General features: G+C 68.4%; 20 protein-coding genes. 11 read left to right on the top strand and 9 right to left on the bottom strand.

The features are described 5' to 3' along the window. Positions 1-59 precede the first annotated feature (59 nt). Both Q9R39_RS14565 and Q9R39_RS14560 read right to left on the bottom strand, forming a co-directional pair. Positions 60-1,265, bottom strand: a complete 1,206-nt coding sequence (locus Q9R39_RS14565; RefSeq protein ID WP_311277675.1) for a serine hydrolase domain-containing protein — start codon at positions 1,263-1,265, stop codon at positions 60-62. Then, positions 1,262-2,476, bottom strand: a complete 1,215-nt coding sequence (locus Q9R39_RS14560; RefSeq protein WP_311277674.1) for a pyridoxal phosphate-dependent aminotransferase — start codon at positions 2,474-2,476, stop codon at positions 1,262-1,264. The genes Q9R39_RS14565 and Q9R39_RS14560 overlap by 4 nt, the downstream gene beginning before the upstream one ends. A gap of 83 nt (positions 2,477-2,559) precedes the next feature. Here Q9R39_RS14560 and Q9R39_RS14555 point away from each other — a divergent pair, with 83 nt between their 5' ends. Both Q9R39_RS14555 and Q9R39_RS14550 read left to right on the top strand, forming a co-directional pair. After that, positions 2,560-3,033, top strand: coding sequence for an NUDIX domain-containing protein (locus tag Q9R39_RS14555; protein ID WP_211538417.1), 474 nt, complete (start codon positions 2,560-2,562; stop codon positions 3,031-3,033). 101 nt (positions 3,034-3,134) lie between these two features. Next, positions 3,135-3,335 carry a hypothetical protein gene (locus Q9R39_RS14550; protein WP_058251916.1) on the top strand — a complete coding sequence of 67 codons (201 nt, stop codon included), beginning with the start codon at positions 3,135-3,137 and terminating at the stop codon, positions 3,333-3,335. Between the two features lie 7 nt (positions 3,336-3,342). On the opposite strand, the gene Q9R39_RS14545 is transcribed toward Q9R39_RS14550, so the two are convergent. The 4 genes from Q9R39_RS14545 to Q9R39_RS14530 form a co-directional block, all read right to left on the bottom strand. Then, entirely contained in the window at positions 3,343-4,689 is a 1,347-nt protein-coding gene (locus tag Q9R39_RS14545) for a hypothetical protein (RefSeq protein ID WP_058251915.1), read from the bottom strand. Further along, positions 4,664-4,945: a hypothetical protein gene (locus Q9R39_RS14540; RefSeq protein ID WP_058251914.1), complete on the bottom strand. Its 282-nt coding sequence runs from the start codon at positions 4,943-4,945 to the stop codon at positions 4,664-4,666. The genes Q9R39_RS14545 and Q9R39_RS14540 overlap by 26 nt, the downstream gene beginning before the upstream one ends. Beyond that, positions 4,942-6,777, bottom strand: coding sequence for a hypothetical protein (locus Q9R39_RS14535; RefSeq protein ID WP_311277673.1), 1,836 nt, complete (start codon positions 6,775-6,777; stop codon positions 4,942-4,944). Before Q9R39_RS14535 ends, Q9R39_RS14540 begins: the two co-directional genes overlap by 4 nt. Before the next feature lie 84 nt (positions 6,778-6,861). Next, positions 6,862-7,503 carry a hypothetical protein gene (locus tag Q9R39_RS14530; RefSeq protein WP_311277672.1) on the bottom strand — a complete coding sequence of 214 codons (642 nt, stop codon included), beginning with the start codon at positions 7,501-7,503 and terminating at the stop codon, positions 6,862-6,864. Positions 7,504-7,877: 374 nt separating this feature from the next. On the opposite strand from Q9R39_RS14530, the gene Q9R39_RS14525 reads away from it, so the two are divergent. From Q9R39_RS14525 to malQ, 6 genes are all read left to right on the top strand, one after another. Continuing rightward, complete coding sequence (locus Q9R39_RS14525; protein ID WP_277243190.1) at positions 7,878-8,840, top strand: ParA family protein; 963 nt, start codon at positions 7,878-7,880, stop codon at positions 8,838-8,840. A 56-nt stretch (positions 8,841-8,896) separates the two neighbouring features. Further along, the gene (locus Q9R39_RS14520; RefSeq protein ID WP_058251911.1) at positions 8,897-9,340 is read left to right on the top strand and encodes a lipoprotein LpqH; all 444 of its coding nucleotides are present in this window, start codon (positions 8,897-8,899) and stop codon (positions 9,338-9,340) included. A 180-nt stretch (positions 9,341-9,520) separates the two neighbouring features. Then, positions 9,521-9,793 carry a GlsB/YeaQ/YmgE family stress response membrane protein gene (locus tag Q9R39_RS14515; RefSeq protein WP_247449863.1) on the top strand — a complete coding sequence of 91 codons (273 nt, stop codon included), beginning with the start codon at positions 9,521-9,523 and terminating at the stop codon, positions 9,791-9,793. A gap of 168 nt (positions 9,794-9,961) precedes the next feature. Then, positions 9,962-10,615, top strand: coding sequence for an SDR family oxidoreductase (locus Q9R39_RS14510; protein ID WP_247449861.1), 654 nt, complete (start codon positions 9,962-9,964; stop codon positions 10,613-10,615). Continuing rightward, the gene (locus Q9R39_RS14505) at positions 10,596-12,002 is read left to right on the top strand and encodes an FAD-binding oxidoreductase (protein WP_247449859.1); all 1,407 of its coding nucleotides are present in this window, start codon (positions 10,596-10,598) and stop codon (positions 12,000-12,002) included. Before Q9R39_RS14510 ends, Q9R39_RS14505 begins: the two co-directional genes overlap by 20 nt. Before the next feature lie 79 nt (positions 12,003-12,081). Then, the gene (gene malQ, locus Q9R39_RS14500; protein WP_247452130.1) at positions 12,082-14,214 is read left to right on the top strand and encodes a 4-alpha-glucanotransferase; all 2,133 of its coding nucleotides are present in this window, start codon (positions 12,082-12,084) and stop codon (positions 14,212-14,214) included. Here the strand turns inward: malQ and Q9R39_RS14495 are convergent. Further along, positions 14,186-15,403: an MFS transporter gene (locus Q9R39_RS14495; protein WP_247449857.1), complete on the bottom strand. Its 1,218-nt coding sequence runs from the start codon at positions 15,401-15,403 to the stop codon at positions 14,186-14,188. The two genes, malQ and Q9R39_RS14495, sit on opposite strands and share 29 nt — an antisense overlap. 119 nt (positions 15,404-15,522) lie before the next feature. On the opposite strand from Q9R39_RS14495, the gene Q9R39_RS14490 reads away from it, so the two are divergent. Next, entirely contained in the window at positions 15,523-17,004 is a 1,482-nt protein-coding gene (locus Q9R39_RS14490) for an NAD(P)/FAD-dependent oxidoreductase (protein WP_078113360.1), read from the top strand. A gap of 258 nt (positions 17,005-17,262) precedes the next feature. Here Q9R39_RS14490 and Q9R39_RS14485 read toward each other — a convergent pair whose 3' ends face one another. Further along, positions 17,263-18,039: an SOS response-associated peptidase gene (locus Q9R39_RS14485; protein WP_078113387.1), complete on the bottom strand. Its 777-nt coding sequence runs from the start codon at positions 18,037-18,039 to the stop codon at positions 17,263-17,265. A gap of 65 nt (positions 18,040-18,104) precedes the next feature. Beyond that, the gene (gene ybaK, locus Q9R39_RS14480; protein ID WP_078113361.1) at positions 18,105-18,602 is read right to left on the bottom strand and encodes a Cys-tRNA(Pro) deacylase; all 498 of its coding nucleotides are present in this window, start codon (positions 18,600-18,602) and stop codon (positions 18,105-18,107) included. Positions 18,603-18,779: 177 nt separating this feature from the next. Here ybaK and Q9R39_RS14475 point away from each other — a divergent pair, with 177 nt between their 5' ends. After that, on the top strand, positions 18,780-19,589 hold the full coding sequence (locus Q9R39_RS14475) for a sigma-70 family RNA polymerase sigma factor (protein WP_078113362.1): 810 nt from the start codon (positions 18,780-18,782) through the stop codon (positions 19,587-19,589). Beyond that, positions 19,586-19,873 (top strand): mycothiol system anti-sigma-R factor, encoded by a 288-nt coding sequence (gene rsrA, locus Q9R39_RS14470; protein ID WP_055475556.1) that lies wholly within the window; start codon positions 19,586-19,588, stop codon positions 19,871-19,873. Before Q9R39_RS14475 ends, rsrA begins: the two co-directional genes overlap by 4 nt. Positions 19,874-19,883 lie beyond the last annotated feature (10 nt).

Raw genomic sequence — 19,883 nt, 5'->3', positions numbered from 1 at the left:
CACAGGGCAGAACAACTGGGTACTGCTCGGCGTTGCCTGATGACGAACGCGCCGCGAGCTCAGTTCGCCAGCGCACGGTAGGTGGCTGCCTCGAAGTCGAGGTAGCCGTCGACCGAGGCAGGGTCGAAGAACGGGAAGATCTGCGTCGCCCAGAAGCCGCCGATGCGGGTCCGGGGATCGATCCAGAAGTAGAGATTGGCCAGTCCCGCCCATGACTGGGAGCCGGCGGGCCGGCCGGTCGGTGCGTCGGCGTCGTTGACCATGAACGGGTAGGACCACGACTTCGGTGTGCCCGGGAAGAACTCGGCGTCGCGACTGAGCGCCGGGATTACACCGGGGAGGCGTCGCACCGCGAGATCGCCGATCTGGTTGCGCAACGCCACCTCGACGGTGTCCGGGCGCAGGATCTGCTCGCCACCGTCGGACCGCCCGCCGCGCAACCACATCCGCAGGAACCTCAGATAGTCGGGAACGGTGGACCAGAGGCCCTGCCCGCCCATGTCGATCTCGGGATCGGCGGGCTGTTCCCAACGGTGGTTGGGGACTAGCTCGCCCCGCTTGCGCATGTGCAGTGACGCTCGCCGACGCCGGGCGTCGTCGGACAGCGCGAAACCGGTGTCGGACATGCCGAGTGGGTCGAGGACCCGCTCGGCCATCACCTCGCGGAGACGGCGTCCGGTGACGGCCTCGATGACCTGGCCGGCCCAGTCCACCCCGGAGCCGTACTCCCACTCAGTGCCGGGATCGAACAGCAGCGGGGTTCGCAACGACGCCCTCGTCGCCGTGGCGACGGCGGGCACACCGTGGTCCGCGGTCAGTCGACGGTAGTTCTCGTTGAAGAAGTCGTAACCGAAACCGGCGGTGTGCGTGAGCAATTGGTGAGCCGTGACATCGGAGGCGGGTGGCCGCAGACGCGGCCGCCCGCCGTCGTCGAAGCCTTCGATCACCTGCAGTTCGCCGAGCGCCGGGACGTAAGTGCGGGCCGGTGCGTGCAGGTCCAGCGCGCCCTCCTCGACGAGCTGCAGGGCGACCGTCGCGGTCACCGCCTTCGTCGCCGAGAACAGAGCGAAGACGGAGTCGACGGTCATCGGCTGCTCGTCGTCGAGCGCACGCACCCCGGCGGCACCGAGGAAGACCGTCTCCTCGTCGGTCGTGACGCCCGCGACCACACCCGGCACCCGAGGTGCGCCCTCGGTCCGGGCGGTCAGGATCGGGGTCACCTCCTCGGCGAGGCGTTCGGATCGGACTGGTCCCGCAGAGCTCATGGAATGGTCTCTCCTGATCGAAGTGGAACGTGACCGGCCCCGACGAACGTCCGGAGTCGTTCGATGGCGAGGGTGAGGTCGTCGGTGGATGCGGCGTAGGACAGACGGACGTACCGGTCCGCGCCCGCGACCCCGAAGTCGTGGCCCGGGGTCAGGGCGACATGGGCTTCGGCGAGCGCCCGGTCGCAGAACTCGGCCGACGTCAGGCCCGTGGAGCCGACGTCGAGGTAGACGTAGAACGCGCCGTCGGGGATGACCGGCACGTCGAGGCCGATGTCCGCGAGCCCGTCCACGACGAGTTGCCGGCGTCGCGCGAACTCACGTCGGTTCTGTTCGGCCACCGCCAGGGAATCCGGCGTGAAGCAGGCCAGCGCTGCGTACTGCGACGGCGTGGGCGGGCACACGTAGAAGTTCTGTGCCAGCCGCTCCAGCACCCCCACGAGTTCCGCGGGCACGATGCACCATCCCAGCCGCCAACCCGTCATCCCGAAGTACTTGGAGAAGCTGTTGATCACCACCGTCTCCGCGACGCCCGGCGAATCGGCGGCCAGGATGCTGCGCGGCGGCCGACCGTCCGGTCCGGGGTCGGACAGCCCGAGGTAGATCTCGTCGACGATCGACCAGCCGTCCCGGGCCGCCGCGAGCTCGCACATGGTCACGAGTTCCTCAGCCGGCATCGAGGTGCCGGTCGGGTTCGACGGGGTCGCCACCATGACGCCGCGGGTCGCGTCCGTCCACGCGTCGTCGACTTCGGCGGCGGTGAGCTGGAACCGGTTGGCGGGGCTGGTCGGCAAGAGCCGGACCTGTGCGCCGAAGGCGTGCGCGAACTGGCGGTTGCACGGATAGGACGGGTCGCCGATGAGGACCTCGTCGCCCGGGTCGATCAGTGCCGCGCAGGCCATCAGGAGTGCCGCCGACGCGCCGGCGGTGACCGCCACCCGCGCCGGATCCACCGACGCCCCGAAATGGTGGCCGTAGAAGTCCGCAATCGCCTCGCGCAACTCCGGGAGGCCGAGGGCGCCGGTGTAGGCGAGGGGACGGCCGGTCGCCTCGCGGGCGGCGGCGAGGACCGCCGGCGGTGCCCCGAAATCGGGTTCGCCGATGTTCAGCTTCACGACGGAATGACCCGCCGCCTCGAGTTCGGCGGCGCGCTTCGCGAACTCCATCGCCTGGAACGGGGCGATCCCTTCGGCACGTCGGGAGATCCTCATGGGTGACATTGTGCGCGTCGGGATATCTGGCACCCGACCCCACCTCTCCGGCGGCGACACGCACCGGCAGGCAGGATGTGGGGGTGCCCATTCCCGAATTCATCCGCGATCTGCGTGCCCAGGTCGGTACCCGCGAACTCTGGTTGTCCGGCGTCAGCGTCGTCGTCTGCGACGACGCCGGGCGGGTGCTCCTCACGCGCCGCGTCGACAACGGACAGTGGGCCGTCGTGTCCGGCGTCCTCGAACCGGGAGAGGAGCCGGCGCGGGCGGCCCTGCGCGAGGTCCGCGAAGAAACCGATGTCACCGCCGAGATCATCCGACTGACCAGCATCGACGTCACCCCGCTGATCACCTACCCGAACGGCGACCGGACCCGCTATCTCGACGTCTGCTTCCTCGCGCGCCACGTCGACGGCGATCCCCGTGCCGCCGACGACGAGAACTCCGACGTCGCGTGGTTCGCGCCCGACGCATTGCCGTCCGACCTGACCGACACGTCGGCACTGCGGATCGAGAAGGCGCTGGCCGGCAACGCCGAGGCGTGGTTCCGACGGTAGGGGTTCCAGCGGTAGGGGGTCCCTCAGGGAAGTCCCTGAAGTTCGCCCCAGAAGTGCCGCCGAGCATCGCTTTCCGGCTTCGGCGGGCGCAGACTGGGCTCATGACCACATCGACGAACAACACCACCGGCATGACCTTCTGGAAGGTTCTGGGCATCATCGCGGTCGCGCTGATCGCACTGGCCGTCCTCGGCCCGCTACTCGAGGGACTCTTCTGGATCGCCCTCGTCGCACTCGCCCTCTACGGCGGCTACATGCTGTTCCGTTCGAACAAGAAGAACACGCCCCCGACCACCTACTGACCGGGCATCACCCGCCGAACAGCATCCAGAGCCCGAGGAACGTGTAGAAGACCATCAGCACCATCATGGTGAGCTGCCCGGTCAGCTGGTGCCGGCGGGGCAGGAGACGCAACGATGCGTCGTGCGCCGCGGCCACCCCCAACAGATGGCCGCCGAGTACGAACGCCACCTTCAGGGTCACCGTGACCGTCGGGTGGTCACTCATCACGTACACCGGATGAGCATCGCTGAGCCACAGCACATTCCATCCCCTCCCCAGCGGATCGCCGAGCGCGAGGACGGCTTCTTGTCCCTGTTCGACGAGTGACTGCAGGTAGTGGGCGAGGATGTAACCGATCACGATCGGGACCAGCGAGTGCGCCATCAGGCCGGGGAGGCGGCGCCGAAGGTCGGGTTGCACACCGCCGACCGCGCGGGCGGCCGTCCAGAAGGTCACCACGACGACGCCGATGAACACCAACAGGCCGGCGGTCGAGTACACGGTGGCGGCCGCCCGGCTGTCACCGGCACCGTCGGCGACGAGGTCCTGCCAGAACGCGATCGCCGAAAAGCTGTCGAAAGCGGTGGAGCCGAGCAGGATCGCGAGAACGGTGACGGTACCCGGGAGCACCGGGAGCGTGGGCAGCGAGTTCATCGGACTGCGGAGGATCACCCGGCCGGCGCTGTTGCGCGCGAACGGGGACAGGCGCGAGGCCACGGTGCTGTACACCGCGAACGGGTCGGCGTCCACGGTCCACCGCAACCCGAAGACCACGCCACCGACGAGGGTGATGACCAGGTAGCAGAGAAGCCAGATCCGCACCGACGCCACCGAACTCGGGTCGGGCGACGCCAATTCGAGCCAGACGAAAGCGAACAGGCCCAACGCCGCGGGCCACCAGCCCAGCCGACGCGGATACTCCCGCAGGCCGACGACCCGCGGGCCGCCGACACCTCGGGCGGCCCGCAGCAGGGTGCGGACCGGGGACAGCAGTCGCCACACCGGTCCGAGGAGTACCGACAGCACGGTCATGCCGACCCAGAGCAGCACATAGAACGCGCCCGGTAGGGGGTTCTCGTCGTCGGGGCCGACGGCGGCCACGATCAGCCATGCGGTGAGAACCACTGCGGCGCCGCTGATCACGTCGCGCACCCAACGGTTGTCGACGGTCGCCGTCACCCATGCCGGGAGTTCTCGGCCGGCGTCCGGCCGACCGAATCGTGGTGTGCGCCAAGCGAACGCGATGACCGCGAACGAGATGGTAAGCGCCCAGGCGCCGCCGATCAACACCGCGGTCAGCGGGACGGGCAGGTACTCCGAACCACCCAGTCCGTGGGCGAGCAGAACGTCAGTCGGCCTCGCGGGCGGGGTCATCGGCCTCGTCTCTGGTCGGGGGAGCGGTGGAATCGGGGTCGCCGCCTGCCGGCTCGGCGGCAGTGCGGCCGGCCTCGCCCGGGCGGCCTGCGACGTCGTCCGCGTCGTCCTCGTCGTCCCCGCGTCGACGGTCGATGATCGCGATCGCGACGATGACGCCCACCACCAGGAACGCGGGGATCACGGCCGGCAGCGCCAGCACGAGCGGATGCGTCGCCAGGTGGTGGACGCCGGGGTCGGCAGCGAGAGCGATCACGGCTGCGGCTGGAGTTCGGGCTCCCGCGCGCCCGATGTCGCCTCCCGGGCGTTCACCCGGCCGGCTCCCCACGACAGCGCCGCGATGAGCAGCAGCGAACACACGAGCACCACCAGTGATGCCGCGCCGAACAACCACGACGGGTAGTCGAAGGTGCGCTCGCGCTGCAGGATCGAGATCTCCGCGACGAACGGTTTCGTCGACGTCAGCTGAGCCGGCTCGCCCTCCGCGCCGATCGCCGGGTCGGCCGGCAGATACACCGGCACGCCCGCCATCGTGGTGCCGTCCTGTACGCGCAGGATGGTCTTCCATGATCCCGACACCGGCATCGGTTCGGTGGACCGGAAGTGGTTGGGACCGACGCGCTCCAGCCGGTCGATGACGATGCCGCGGTCATTGTCGATCCCGCCCTGCCACGACATCAGCGTGACCCACTCGGGGTCGTCGCTGAGCGCGTCGGCGGGGTCGAGGAAGACCTCGGCCGTCACGTTCTCGTCGGCAGCCTCGTTCGGCCCGGCCGGGGTGAGGACGACGCGCGCGGTGACATCCGCGGGGACCGAGACCCGCAGGCCGTTGGCGACGGCCCCGCCGATCACCAGGACGGAGAGCACGACCGCGGTGATGCTGACCCAACGGGTCGGGAGGCGTTCGCCGACGCTGACGAGGCCGAGCAGCCCGCCGCACACACCGGCCGCGATGCCCACGGGAATCGCCATCGCCAACGCCTCGCCCCACATGCCGGTGACCCACGGAAAGGGGTAGGCCGCGGCGATCCACCAGGACTCGATCCAGAGGCCGAGGGTCGCGACTCCGAGCCCGGCCACCGCACCGAAGAGCACGCGGCGCTTGAGCAGCGGGGTCAGCGCGAGCAGTTCGATGACCACGGCCGCGCCCAGGTAGAGCGGGAAGACGTTGATCGGCGCACCCAGCGCCGGCCCGACGACGACCGCGACGACACCACGCAGCAGGATCGCGAAGACGGCCGCGACGAGCGCTGCGCCCGGCCCGAGACAGATCCGCGCGGCGACGAGGGCGAACGCCCCGGCCCCGGCGATCATCATCGGCTGCAGCACGAGCCGGAACTGCTCGACGCCGAAGTCGTACTCGATCTGGAACACCGACATGCCGATCACCAGCCCGCCGAAGGCCAGGCAGCGCACGAGCCACTGGCTCCGGCCGTCGTCCGGGGCGTCGGGACCCATGGCGGCCCGGCCCTCACGGTCGAGGATCACGACGGCGATGAGCGACAGTCCTGCGCCGCCGATCAGCATCAGGTGGGTCGGGCCCCAGAGGGTGACGTCCTGGCCGAAGATCCGATGCCAGACGTCGTCGAGCGGGAACCCCAGCAGTGCGTAGAAACCGCAGCCCGCCAACAGGATTCCGCCCACCGGTGCGTACCAGTGACGCGTGATCCGGATCGCCGAGCGCCCGGGCTTGTCGAAGGGGAGGAACACCGACAGCATGCCGGAGATGAACAGCAGGAACAGGCCGACCAGGATGAAGTAGTGCGCCGGGTTCGCCAGCGGCCCCTCGTCGCGGCCGTCGCCGATGTGCAGGCTCACATCCCAGAGGAAGCCGAACAGCGCGCAGATGATCGTGCTGGTGAACAGGAAGATCGGCAGCGCCGCCCACGGTGGGCGGTTCACCCGGCGCGCGGCCCATTCGGACAGCGTGGTCAGCCACGTGATCTTGCGCGTGCGGTGCAGGTAACCGATCCAGAGCAGGCCGACCGACACGACGGCGGCCACCGCCGACATCAGGAAGACCTGGTCGAGTGCCGCTCCACCACCTTCGGCGGCGAGATGGAGGCGCGTGACATCGCTTGTTGACATGGTCGAAGTATGCACAACCGCACCCGGGTCCCGGAAGTGCATTGGGCAAAACGGCGATCACGCGCGGTGAACGGCCCGTTCAGCTCATCCGACGGGGACGCACGACGACGTCGTGCAGATCTCCTCCGGCAGCTCGATCCCCGAGAGGCCGGGGATGACGGGCAGGCCCGGAATGCTCGGCAATCCGGGCGCCGCCGGGGCCTCCGATTCCGGGGCCGGTGGCGTTGCCGCCCCGCCCGGCACGGTCACCCGCAGCGGCGCGGCGACCGTCGGGGTCGTCCCTGTCACCGGCGGGTTGGTGCCCCAGAACTCTTCGGCTGCCCCGGTGCCCGGTGGCAGCGTGATCGTGGTGCATCCCCAGTAGATGTCGTACGTGCCGTCCGGGATCGTCGTCGTCCCACTGGGTGTCGGCGGCGTGCCCTGAGAGATCCGCAGCGGCAACGACTTCGACGAGCCGGGGGAGATGAGCGCACCGAGCTCTTCCGGCGTCTGATATCCGAAGACGACATTGGTCGGGGCTCCGCCGGCCGGGACGCCGACGATCTCGCAGCCGATGCGTTTCGCGGCGTTGCTCGTCACCGTCAGGGTGACGGTGTTGCCGGACACCGAGGGTGTCGCGGTCACATCGCTCGGCGCTGCGGTGGCGACGGGCGCGAGGGCGGCTCCGAATGCCGCCGCGGCGCACACCGCCAGGCCGACGGTGGCCGTCCGGACTCGGTTGCTCATACGGGTGTCCTTCCACATGGGTATTCTGTTCCGACCAGGACAAACAAGTTGCACCGTCGTCGGGAAATGACGGCAGTTCGCATTCCGTTCGATCTTCGTGAACGATTGTCACATCGTTCTTCACCCGGCTGGTATTCACGTGACCGAATCGACAGAAATATCCGGTCAGTGCTCGACTCGGCCATTCTTACAGATATGAATAATGCCCGCAGAATGAGGGTGGAAAAGACATTCGGCGTCGGATTCGCAGGTTCGAGAGGCCGGGCGGCCGTCGCGGCGCCACCGAACACCCGGTGGCCTACGCGTCGGCTCGGTAATCTACTCGCGACGCAGGACGCCCGAACAGCAGGGCGACCGAACAGACCGGGGACGCCATGCCGACGGTGATCGCGACCATCAGTCTCAAGGGCGGGGTCGGGAAAACCACGCTCACGGGAGGCCTCGCCGACTTCCTCGCCGACTTCCTCGCCGGCGTCTTCGGCAAGAAGGTGCTGCTCGTCGACCTGGACGCCCAGACCAACCTGACGACGATGATGATCGGGCAGGAACACTGGCTGACGTGCAACGCCCGGCGGCACACCGTCGCGACACTCTTCACCGACCTGCTCGACGGTACGGAATCGTTCGACCTCGAGGGCAGCGTGCAGCGCGATGTCTCGACCGTGGCCGGGCTCACCGGGATCGACCTGCTGCCGTCGTCCCTGGACCTCATCGAACTGGCCGAGGAGCTCAGTGCTCACCGGGTTGCTGCGGACGACCATCTGGCGGCCGTGGAGGTACTGACGAACGCGTTGGCCCCGATCGCCGGGCAATACGACTACATCCTCGTCGACTGCCCGCCCAACGTCGGACCGTTCAGCCTCAACGGGCTGGCGATGGCCGCCGCATATCTGATCCCGACCATCCCGGATGTCCTGTCCACATATGCGATTCCGCACATCCAGCGTCAGGTCGCCGATTTCGGCACCGAATTGGGGCGGGAAATCGTCGAATTGGGGGTCGTGATCACCAAGTACCGGGCGGCGTCGACCCTCCATCAGGACACGGTGCGACGACTGAGACGGGACACCTCGATCCAGAACGTCCTCCCGACCTACCTGCACGAGGGCAACGCGATCGGTGCCGCCGCCGACTTCGCAACCTGGCCGAGCCTGCATGCGAAGTACGGCTACCACGGCCACTACGAACAGTTCCGCGATCTGACCCGCGCCGTGATGGTCGAGGCCGACGCCAAACTCGCTCGGGCCGAACTCGCTCGGGCCGAACTCTCGGGGGCGGTTCCGAGTTCCCGCGGCCCATTCGATCGACCGACGCCGAACCGCAGCTCAGGCGTCTAAGTTCATCTCAGCCGCCGACCGGTGGCGCCTCGTTCGACTCCTCAGGAGCTCCCATCATGCGCAAAGTGCACATCACCTCGGTTCTCGGCGCCGCAGCACTGGCCGTCGCCCTCACGGCGTGCGGTTCCGATGACTCGGCGTCGGGTGGCACCGACGCGGAGGCCACCGTGACCGTCGACGGTCAGGAACTGGAACTGGCGGACAAGACGGTCGGGTGCACCGACGCCGCGGGCAAGGTGACCATCGGGATCGGATCGGGTGGGGGCTCGGGTATCGGCGTCGTCCTGACGTCGGGTGACTCGCCCGAGGTGGAGTCTGTGGGGCTGGGCTCGCTCGACGGTGTGGTGCTGGCCTATCAGAAGGGTGCCGGCGGCGGCAGCGGCGAGGTCACCAAGGACGGGGACACCTACACGGTCACCGGTGACGCATCCGGGATCGATCCCGCCAATCCGACCGAGCCCGTGACCAAGTCCTACGAGATCAAGGTGACCTGCCCCTGATCCCGTTTCCCCGCTTGGTCTCGGTCCGGTGACCGGTCCGGTCTCGATGTGTACACATTTTCCGCGGACACTGTTTGACGCTCTGTCGGTCTGGGTGCGTTCCGATTCGTAGCGATTCGAGAGGTCTTCGCGATCTCTAACGATTTGCACAACGGATCACGACGACCATAGGAGGCAGACATGCTGGGAATTGGCATCATCGCGTGGATCATCATCGGCGGCCTGGCCGGCTGGATCGCCAGCAAGATCATGAAGACAGATGCGCAGCAGGGCATCATCCTCAACATCGTGGTCGGAGTGATCGGCGGCCTCATCGGTGGCTGGCTGCTCTCGCTGGTCACAAATCCTGAAGGCTTTGGGCTGATCCTCAGCTTCATCACCTGTGTCGCGGGCGCGTGCATCCTGCTGTTCCTCGTGAAGCTGGTGACCGGCCGCGGTCGTACCCGCGTCTGAGGTCCACCGGATTCGTCCGACTCAACTCCGCCCCGGCTCGACGTTCGCATCGAACGTCGGGCCGGGGCGGAGTCGTGTCTCGGCCGTGTCCGGTGCGCGCATGTGCGTACGTTGGATTGGGTACGAGAGTGGCGACCGCACAAGTGAGCAACCGAAAGTGAGCATCCAGTGACTCGAGTGGCGATCATCGGCGGACACGGCAAGATAGCGCTGCGGCTGGCGCGGATTCTGTCGGAACGCGGCGACGAGGTGACCTCGATCATCCGCAATCCCGAACACGCCGAAGACGTCGCGGACACCGGGGCCGTTCCCGTGGTCGCCGACGTCGAGACCCTCGACACCACCGGCATCGCCACCGCGATCTCCGGCCACGACGCGGTGGTGTGGACCGCGGGGGCCGGCGGCGGCGATCCGAAGCGGACGTACGCCGTGGACCGCGATGCCGCGATCCGGTCCATGGACGCCGCCGTGCGGGCCGGAGTCCGCAGGTACGTGATGGTGTCCTACTTCGGCGCCGGACCCGATCACGGTGTGCCCGAGGACAACTCTTTCCACGCCTACGCCGAGGCCAAGGCGGCTGCGGACACGTACCTGAAGTCCACGGAACTCGACTGGACGATCCTCGGACCCAGCAAGCTGACCGACGAGAACGGCACCGGCAGCATCACGCTCGGCGGCGACCGGGTCGAGGGTGACCAGGTCAGCCGGGACAACGTCGCCCAGGTCGCGGCGGCCGTTCTCGACCATCCGGCGTCGGTGCACGAGGTGATCGAGTTCAACGACGGCGACACCCCGATCCTCGATGCCTTCCCACGGTCCTGAGGAGCCGGATTCCCCTCTTGCCGCCGTTATCGCGGCTTGTCGCGCGATCGTCGGCGACGCGCATGTCCTCACCGACCCGGACGCCACGGCAGGGTTCCTGACGGACTGGACCGGGCGGTATCGCGGAGCGGCGGAGGCGGTGGTCCGGCCCCGCACCACCGACGAGGTCTCGCGCGTGCTCACCGAATGCGACCGGTCGGGCATCCGGGTCTGCGCGCAGGGCGGCAACACCGGACTCGTCGGCGGCTCGGTGCCACCGGCCGCCGCCGTCGGCGAGCGCTGGATCGTGCTGTCGACGGTGCGGATGACCGACATCGACGAGGTGGACACCGTCGGTCGTTGTGTCGGCGCCCAGGCCGGCGCGACCGTCGAATCCATCGACCTCCGCGCCGCGGCGCACGGCCTGTCGTTCGGTATCGACCTCGCCTCCCGCCAGAGCGCGACCGCGGGCGGGGTCGTGTCGACCAATGCCGGTGGGACGCGGATGATCCGGCGGGGCAACGCGAGGTCGCAGATCGCGGGGATCGAGGCCGTCCTGGCCGACGGCCGGGTCCTCCGCCGGTGGACATCCCTCGTCAAAGACAATGTGGGATACGACCTTCCAGCTCTCCTGGCCGGCAGCGAGGGAACCCTCGCGGTGATCACCCGGGTCCTGTTCCGGCTCGTCGCGCCGCCCTCGGCCGCCACCGTCGCGGTCGCCTCGATCGAGCGCGTCGAGGACGCCGTCGGGCTGATCGGCGCCGCATCGGCGGCGGGACTGACCGTCGAGGCCGCCGAATTGATGACCGAGGCCGGGGTCGCGCTCGTCGCCGACTACGGGCACCGGCGCCCGACGGCGACGCCGGGACCGTTCTACGTCCTTCTCGAGGTGTCGGGGACCGGGGACATCGAGACCGCGACCGCCGAGCTGCTCGGCGATGCGACCGGGATCATCGACGCCGTGCTCGCACGGGCGCCGGCTCGCGCCCTGTGGTCCGGTCGCGAGGGCCACACCGAGGCCATCGCCCGGTCGAGCGCGACGCCGGTCGTCAAGCTCGACATCTCGGTTCCGATCCGGGCACTGCCCGAGGCATTCGCCGAACTGTCCCGTGTGGGTGTCGAAAACGAATTTTCCTGTCGGCCAATTCTTTTCGGACACGTCGGTGACGGCAACATCCACGTCAACCTGCTCGACGTCCCGCCTGCGCAGGCCGGCGCGGTCACCGACCACGTGTTCGGGATCGTGGCCGCCAACGGCGGGAGCATCAGTGCCGAGCACGGTATCGGCCGCGCGAAGTCGGCGTGGACGCACCTCGGCCGCGACGCCACCGACCTTGCGACCATGCGCGCGATCAAGGACGCGCTGGACCCGCGGGGAACCCTGAACCCGGGGGTGATCTTTCCGTGAGGACCGAACCGGTGGACCGAACCCGGCGGCGCGGGCGGCGGGCGCACGGAAATCCTGCGATCATGCACGGGTGGCTGATGTGAACCTCGATGGGTTGACCGCACTGGCGGATCGCTACGGCGTCGCTTCCAGCTATGTCGGCTGGGGTGACGAGCGGCACGAGGTGGACCAGGACACATTGGTCGCGGTGCTCCGGGCGCTCGACGTCCCCGCAGGTTCGCCCGAGGAGATCGAGAACTCGATTCGCGAGATCGACGAACAACCGTGGCGTGAGTTCGTCCCCGCCGTGACCGTCGTGACCGAGGGCTCGGGAGCCACGTTCGCCGTGCATGTTCCGCACGGGCACCTGGTGAAGGTGTGGGTGGTCAGCGAAACCGGTGACGACGTCGCGGCCCCCCAACTCGATGTCTGGGTCGAGCCGCGCGAGGTCGACGGCGTGCTGATCGGCCGTGCGACGTTCGCCGTGCCCGACGACCTCCCCACCGGATATCACCAGATCAAGGCGATCGATCTCGACGATTCATCGGCCTCGAGCGCGCCCCTGATCGTGACGCCGCGCCGACTGCACACCGCCGACCGGCTGATCGGCCGGAAGCGATGGGGACTCGCCGCGCAGCTGTACTCGATCCGATCGGCTGACTCGTGGGGCGTGGGCGACTTCGCCGATCTCGCCGGGATCTGCGAGGTGGCCGCCAGCGCGTACGGCGCCGACTTCGTCCAGGTCAATCCACTTCACGCCGCCCAGCCGAAGGCGCCGATCGAGGCGTCGCCGTACCTGCCGGTGACGAGACGATTCGTCAATCCGCTCTACATCCGGATCACCGACATCCCCGAGCTGGACGGGCTGTCGAAGTCGCAGCGCAAGTGGGTCAAGGCGTTGAAGCGCAGCTTCCTCGACGAGAACACCGCGACCGACAAGATCCGGCGCAACAAGGCATTCCGAGCCAAGCTGGAAGCGCTCGAACTCATCTACGGCGTCCCGCTCGCCCCGGCTCGTGCGCACGCCTACCGCGCATTCCGGCGCCGGGAGGGGAAGGGCCTCAAGCGTTTCGCGACGTGGTGCGCGCTGGCCGAGCGGTACGACGCCGACGACCCGCGCTGGCAGGGCAAGTTCGCAGACCCCGCGTACATGAAGAAGAAGCGTCGGAAGATGGCCCGACGCATCGACTTCCACATGTGGCTGCAGTGGATCTGCGACGAACAACTGGCCACCGCCGCGCACGCGGCGCGATCGGCCGGCATGGAGATCGGTGTGATGGCCGATCTCGCGGTCGGGGTCGCACGGCACAGCGCCGATGCGTGGGCCCTCGGTGACGTGCTCGCCACAGGCGCGACGGTGGGGGCGCCGCCCGACGGTTTCAACCAGCAGGGTCAGGACTGGGACCAACCGCCGTGGCATCCACGACGCCTCGCCGAGGCCGGTTACGAGCCCTACCGCGACATGATCCGCACCGTCCTCCGACACGCGGGCGGTGTGCGCGTCGATCACATCCTGGGATTGTTCCGGCTCTGGTGGATACCCGACGGCAGCAGCCCGGCCCAGGGCACCTACGTGCACTACGACAGCGAGGCGCTGATCGGCATCCTGGCGCTCGAGGCGCAGCGCGCCGACGCGGTGGTCGTCGGCGAGGATCTCGGGGTGTTCGAACCGTCGGTGCAGGACTCACTCCGCGAACGCGGAATCCTTGGCACGTCGATCCTGTGGTTCGAACAGGGGCCCGACGCCGCGACCCCGCCCGAGGACTACCGCGAGCTGTGTCTGACCTCGGTGACAACCCACGATCTGCCCCCGACCGTGGGATATCTGGCGGGCGACCACATCACGCTGCGATCGCGGCTGGGACTGCTCGCCTCCGGGGAGGACGCGGAGCGGGCGCGCGATGCGCGTGAACGCGACGCCGTCCTCGAACTCGCCTACGAACGCGGCCTGCTGTCCCGGGATACCCCGCTGACCGACCCGAAGGTCGTCGATGCGTTGTATGCGGTGATCGCCCGCAGCCCGTCGGTACTGCTGAGCGTGGCCCTCGTGGATGCGGTGGGGGAGCGGCGAATCCAGAACCAGCCGGGTACCGACAGCAGTCAGTACCCGAACTGGTGTGTCCCGCTGGCCAATTCGGAGGGCGACGTCGTGCTCGTCGAGGACCTCGTCAGCAGCGTGCGCTTCCGCCGCCTCATCTCGGTGCTCAACGAGTCGGGCGTGCCAGGTTCCTGACCGAGACGATGGTCAGTACGAGTGCGATGAGGGCCAGCACGGCGACCCCGATGTTGAAGGCGATCCCGGCGGGCCGGAGACCCCAGTGCTGCGCGGTGATTCCCTGGCCGACGATCGGGATCGAGATCGCGACGTAGGCGACGACGAAGTAGGTCGAGGTGACCTCGGCCTTGCGTCCCGCCGGGGTCGCCGCCACCACCGACGCCAGTCCCTTGCTGAACGACATGCCCTGCCCCACACCGCAGATCACCGCTCCGCCGAGCAACGCCGGGGTCGATGCGGCGACCAGTCCCAGGATCGACAGGCCGGTCCCGAGGATGAGGATGGCGCAGCCGGCGATCAGGGCCGGTTCGGTCGGCATCCGGCGCACGACGATCTGGGTGACCGCCGAGGACGCGAACAGTACGAACACCAGGAAACCGGTGAATGCGTGGTCGTCGATGCCGAGGATGTTCGTGACGAAAGACGGCATCACGCCGGTGAAGGTGCCCATCACCGCGAACCCCGCGAAGGCCGCGATCGACGCCCGGACGAACACGCCGCGGATGTCGGCGGGGACCGACAGTCGCTGGATGCTCAACCGGGCGCCGGGGACGACCTCGACCGTCTCGGGCAGCCGCCAGATGCCGATGAAGACCAGCACCAGTAGCGCCAGATCGAATACGAACGGGGTGTGCAGCGGGGACGGGGCGTACTCCGCGAGAAGCCCGGCGATCAGCGGTCCGAGCCCCAGGCCGCCGATGTTGGCCGCGGTCGCCACGGCCGGAGCGCGTCCCCGCCACGACGCGGGGGCCAGTTCGATGACCGCGGTGGTGGCGGCGCCGGCGTAGATACCCGCGGACAGACCCGACAGCACCCGGCCCAGCAGCAACTGCCAGACCGGGCCCGCCGTGAGGAAGACGACGGCGCTGACCGCCGACAGGATCGCGCCGGCGATGAGCATCTTGCGCCGGCCGATGACGTCGGACCAGCGTCCGAAGCCGATCAGCGCGGCGATGACGCCGGCCGCGTACACGGCGAAGATCACGGTCGTGGTGGTCACGCCGAAACCGAGTTCCTCGCCGTAGATCGCGTAGAGCGGTGTGGGCAGCGTGGTGCCCAGCATGATCACGGCGAAGGCGTAGACCGCCGCGGCGAAGGATGCGCCGGTCGGCGCAGGGGAGGCGGGGGTATGCGAACGGTCAGACATGGCAGCTGACACGCTACCGCCGCGTCCGGGAGGGTTCGGCCCTGGTCTCCCGGCTGTGTGCTGGGTTACGGTAACTGTCGGTAACGGTAATTCAGGGTGAGCGAAGAGGGGGGTGTCGGATGCAACCAGAACTCGACGTCGTGATCGTGGGTGCCGGCTTCGGCGGGATGGGTGCCGCGATCGAACTGAAGCGACAGGGCTTGGACAACATCGCGATCCTCGAGCGGGAGGACGACCTGGGCGGGACGTGGCACGTGAACCACTACCCGGGACTCGCCGTCGACATCGCGTCGGTCACCTACTCCTATTCCTTCGAGCCCAACCCGTACTGGTCCCGGCTGTTCGCCCCCGGAGCAGAGCTGAAGCGTTACGCCCACCACGTCGCCGACAAGTACGACCTCAAGCGGCACATGGAATTCGGAACGGTCGTCGAGTCCGCGACCTGGGACCCCGACGAGCAGCTGTGGCGCGTCCGCACCGCGTCCGGCACCGAACGCACGGCGCGTTATCTGGTGACCGCGACCGGGTTCCTGTCCCAGCCGCACGTCCCGGAGTTCCCGGGCATCAAGAACTTCGCGGGCACGATCCTGCACACCGCGGACTGGCAGGACGGGTTCGACTTCACCGGTAAGAAGGTCGCCGTGATCGGTACCGGTGCGACCGCGGTGCAGCTCATCCCCGAGATCGCCGCCCGCGCCGAGGCCCTGACCGTCTTCCAGCGCACCGCGATCTGGGTGGTGCCCAAGATCGACTTCGCGATCCCGCCGCTCGTCCAGCAACTGTTCGGCCGGTTCCCGCTCACCCAGCGTGCTGCGCGACTGGTGAACTCGTCGCTTCTCGAACTGCTGATGGTGTTCGGCGTCCTGCACTACAAGCAGGTGAAGCCCGGCAACAAACTCGCCGCCCGACTGGCCCAGGCGCACCTGCGGCGCCAGATCGCCGACCCGGAACTACGGCGGAAGCTCACCCCGGACTACGACTTCGGCTGCAAACGCCCCACCTTCTCCAACACCTACTTCGCCAGCTTCGCCCAGCCGAACGTGACCCTGCAGACCAGTGGCATCGCCCGCCTCGAAGCCGGTGCGATCCTCGCCGCGGACGGCACCCGGACCGAGATCGACACCCTCGTTCTCGCCACCGGGTTCAACCTCTGGGACACCAACTTCCCGGCCTTCGACATCGTCGGCCGGGACGGGCGCAACCTCGGCGAGTTCTGGCGCGAGAACCGCTTCCAGGCCTACGAGGGCGTCACCGTCCCGAAGTTCCCGAACCTGTTGTCCCTCAACAGTCCTTACTCCTACAGCGGCCTGTCGTACTTCACGACCATCGAAGGGCAGATGAAGCACATCGCCCGCCTCTTCGGAGAACTGCGCCGCCGCGGGCAACGGACGTTCGAGGTGACCGAGGAGGCCAACGACGCCTTCCTCGACGAGGTGACCGATCGTCTGCAGTCCTCGGTGTTCTACAACGGGGACTGCGCGACGTCACGCAGTTACTACTTCAACCAGCACGGCGAGGCGACGCTGCTCCGCCCGGCCTCGACGCTGCGAACTCTCCGCGAGATGGACTCGTTCCCGTTGCGCGACTACGAGTTCAGCTGAGTGGCCGCCCTCGCCGATCGCTGATCTGAAAGCCCGACACAACACTGCTCCCTGAGGTGCGAGGAGCGATAGCGACGAGCCTCGAAGGGTCCCGGCGACCGAGGTTGCGAAGACCCTTCGTGACGCTCGCAAGCTCGCTCCTCAGGGAGCAGGGTGCGAGCGTTGCCTCTCTGCTCCCTGAGGAGCGCCCGGAGCTTGCGGAAGGCGCGCCCTCACCCCTTGCTCCCTGAGGAGCGCCCGGAGCTTGCGGAAGGCGCGTCACGAAGGGTTCAGCAACTCCGGCCCGTTGTTGGCGACGCGGTTGACCAGCGGGGCGACCTCGCGGATCGCGATCGCATCGACCAGCGACTCGGCGGGTGGGGCGAACAGCTCATCGGGTGCCCGGCCGTCCGGGTCGAGCCAGGCATCCCAGTGCTCGTACGGCATGATCAGCGGCATCCGGTCGTGGACGTCGCGCAGCTCCCCGACCGCGTCGGTGGTGAGGATGGAACAACTGAGCAGCGGCTGGGCGGCCTTCTCGGACGACTCGGGGTCGGTCTTGGGGTGCCAGACCGACCACAACCCGGCCATGAAGAGCCGGGTCCCGTCCTGCGGCGACATGAAGAACGGGATCTTGGTGGGTTTGCCCTTGCTGTCGGCCGGACCCTTCTTCCACTCGTACCAGCCGTCCATCGGCACGAGGCAACGCCGCGACTTGACCGACGAACGGAACGAACTCTTCTCCGCGGCGCTCTCGGCGCGCGCGTTGAACAGCAGCGGCCCCTTCCCGACCTCCTTGGCCCACGGCGGCACCAGCCCCCAGCGCATCGCGCGGACGCGGAGCAGCGGATCGTCGTCGGGATCGTCGGGCGAGTGTCGCTTCACGACGGTCATCACGGTCGTGGTGGGCGCGACGTTGTAGTTCACGCCCGGTGACCGGGGCGCCGCGTCGAGATCGGTGGAGTCCGCACCCGCCGGCTGGGGTACCTCGTTGACCGCATCGATCTCGGCTGCCAGCTTCGCCGGGTCGGTGGTCACCGCATAGCGTCCGCACATGGTGTCCATGCTGCCCTAGTGGGTGCCCCGCCACCGGGATGAGTGGCCGTTCCGACAGCCGACGATCAGCCGACGGCGATGTCGGCGACGACGGCCTCGGTGACGGACACCAGATCGGCCGGGGCCAGCTCGATCTCGAGCCCGCGCTTGCCGGCGCTGCACAGCACCCGGTCGAAATGCGTGGCCGAGGAGTCGACGACGGTCGGCAACAGGGTCCGCTGGCCGACCGGGGACACGCCGCCGAGAACGTAGCCGGTGGTCCGGGTGACCGCCTTGGCGTCGGCCATCTTCGCCTTCGACGCGCCGAGTGCGGCGGCCGCCGATTTGAGCGACAGCTTGGCCGGCACCGGGACCACCGCCACCGCCAGGCCGGGCCGGTCCCCGCCAAAGAGTTCGATGACCAGCGTCTTGAAGATCTGCTCGGCACGGACACCGAGGGTTTCGGCGAGGGCGGCGACCGCCTCCGCGCCGTAGGCCTCCGATCGGGGGTCGTGCGCGTACCGGTGCACCGAGTGGTCGATCCGGGCGCGTTCGAGCGCGGCGATCGCCGGGGTGGACGCCATGGTCGGTTACCTCCTGGTCGTGAGCGGGGTAGCGGCTGCGCGCGTGCGCACGAGGCCGCGGTGATCCGGGCCGAGACGATCGCGGGGGCGGGCCGGGAACAAACCGCGCGGTGCGCTCTGTTGGGACTGATCGGACAACGGACGTATGAAGACGGACACGAAGGAGGTCAGAGGCATATGAGCACAGCGGCCGTGATGGAGCTCCCGCAGCGCGTCGAACCGAGGCCTCTCTCGGTGGGGGACGGGTCGGTAAGCTTGATCGACAACATCTCCGTGATGCCTCCCATCGAAGGGATCGTAGTGTCCGACACAGAAGCATCCGACACAGAGTCACCCGATGCCGGCCGTACCGGGACCGCCAAGGCGCCTCGCCGGGCCGATCCGAACGAGTCGCCGGAACAGCTGACCGAGCGGTTCGAGCGCGACGCGCTGCCGCTGCTCGACCAGATGTACGGTGCCGCGCTGCGGATGACCCGCAATCCCGCCGACGCCGAGGACCTGGTCCAGGAGACCTACATCAAGGCGTTCACCGCGTTCGCGTCGTTCCGGGAGGGCACCAACCTCAAGGCCTGGCTCTACCGGATTCTCACCAACACCTACATCAACGGCTACCGCAAGAAGCAGCGTCAGCCCGCGCAGTACCCGACCGACGAGATCACCGACTGGCAGATCGCGGCGACCGCCGAGCACACCTCGCAGGGGCTGCGGTCGGCGGAGATCGAGGCGCTCGACGCCCTCCCCGACGACGAGATCAAGGCCGCGCTGCAGGAATTGCCGGAAGACTTCCGGATGGCCGTCTACTACGCCGATGTGGAAGGCCTGCCGTACAAGGAGATCGCCGAGATCATGGACACCCCGATCGGTACCGTCATGTCCCGACTGCACCGCGGTCGCCGTCAGCTGCGCGAGCTGCTGGCCGACGTCGCGCGTGAGCGCGGGTTCAATCGTTCCGCACGTGCGGCGGCGGATGCGGAGGTGGCGCGATGAGCGACGTCGATCCGGAGCTGACCCAGCTCGACTGCTCGGCCGTCATCGCCGATGTCTGGCTCCTGCTGGACAACGAGTGCGACCAGAACGCCCGGGAACGACTCCAGGGCCATCTCGACTCCTGCCCGTCGTGCCTGGCGCACTACGGCATCGAACAGCAGCTCAAGGCGCTCGTCAACCGGAAGTGCGGCGGCGACCAGGCGCCGCAGAGCCTGCGCGACCGTCTGCGCATCGAGATCCGCAAGACCGTGATCGTGCACGAGGTCTCCGAATCCGATCGCTGATCGCGTCGAG

The organism is Gordonia sp. AC31, assembly GCF_031844505.1.
Lineage (GTDB): Bacteria > Actinomycetota > Actinomycetes > Mycobacteriales > Mycobacteriaceae > Gordonia > Gordonia hongkongensis.
This window is presented reverse-complemented; position numbering and strand designations above follow the sequence as displayed.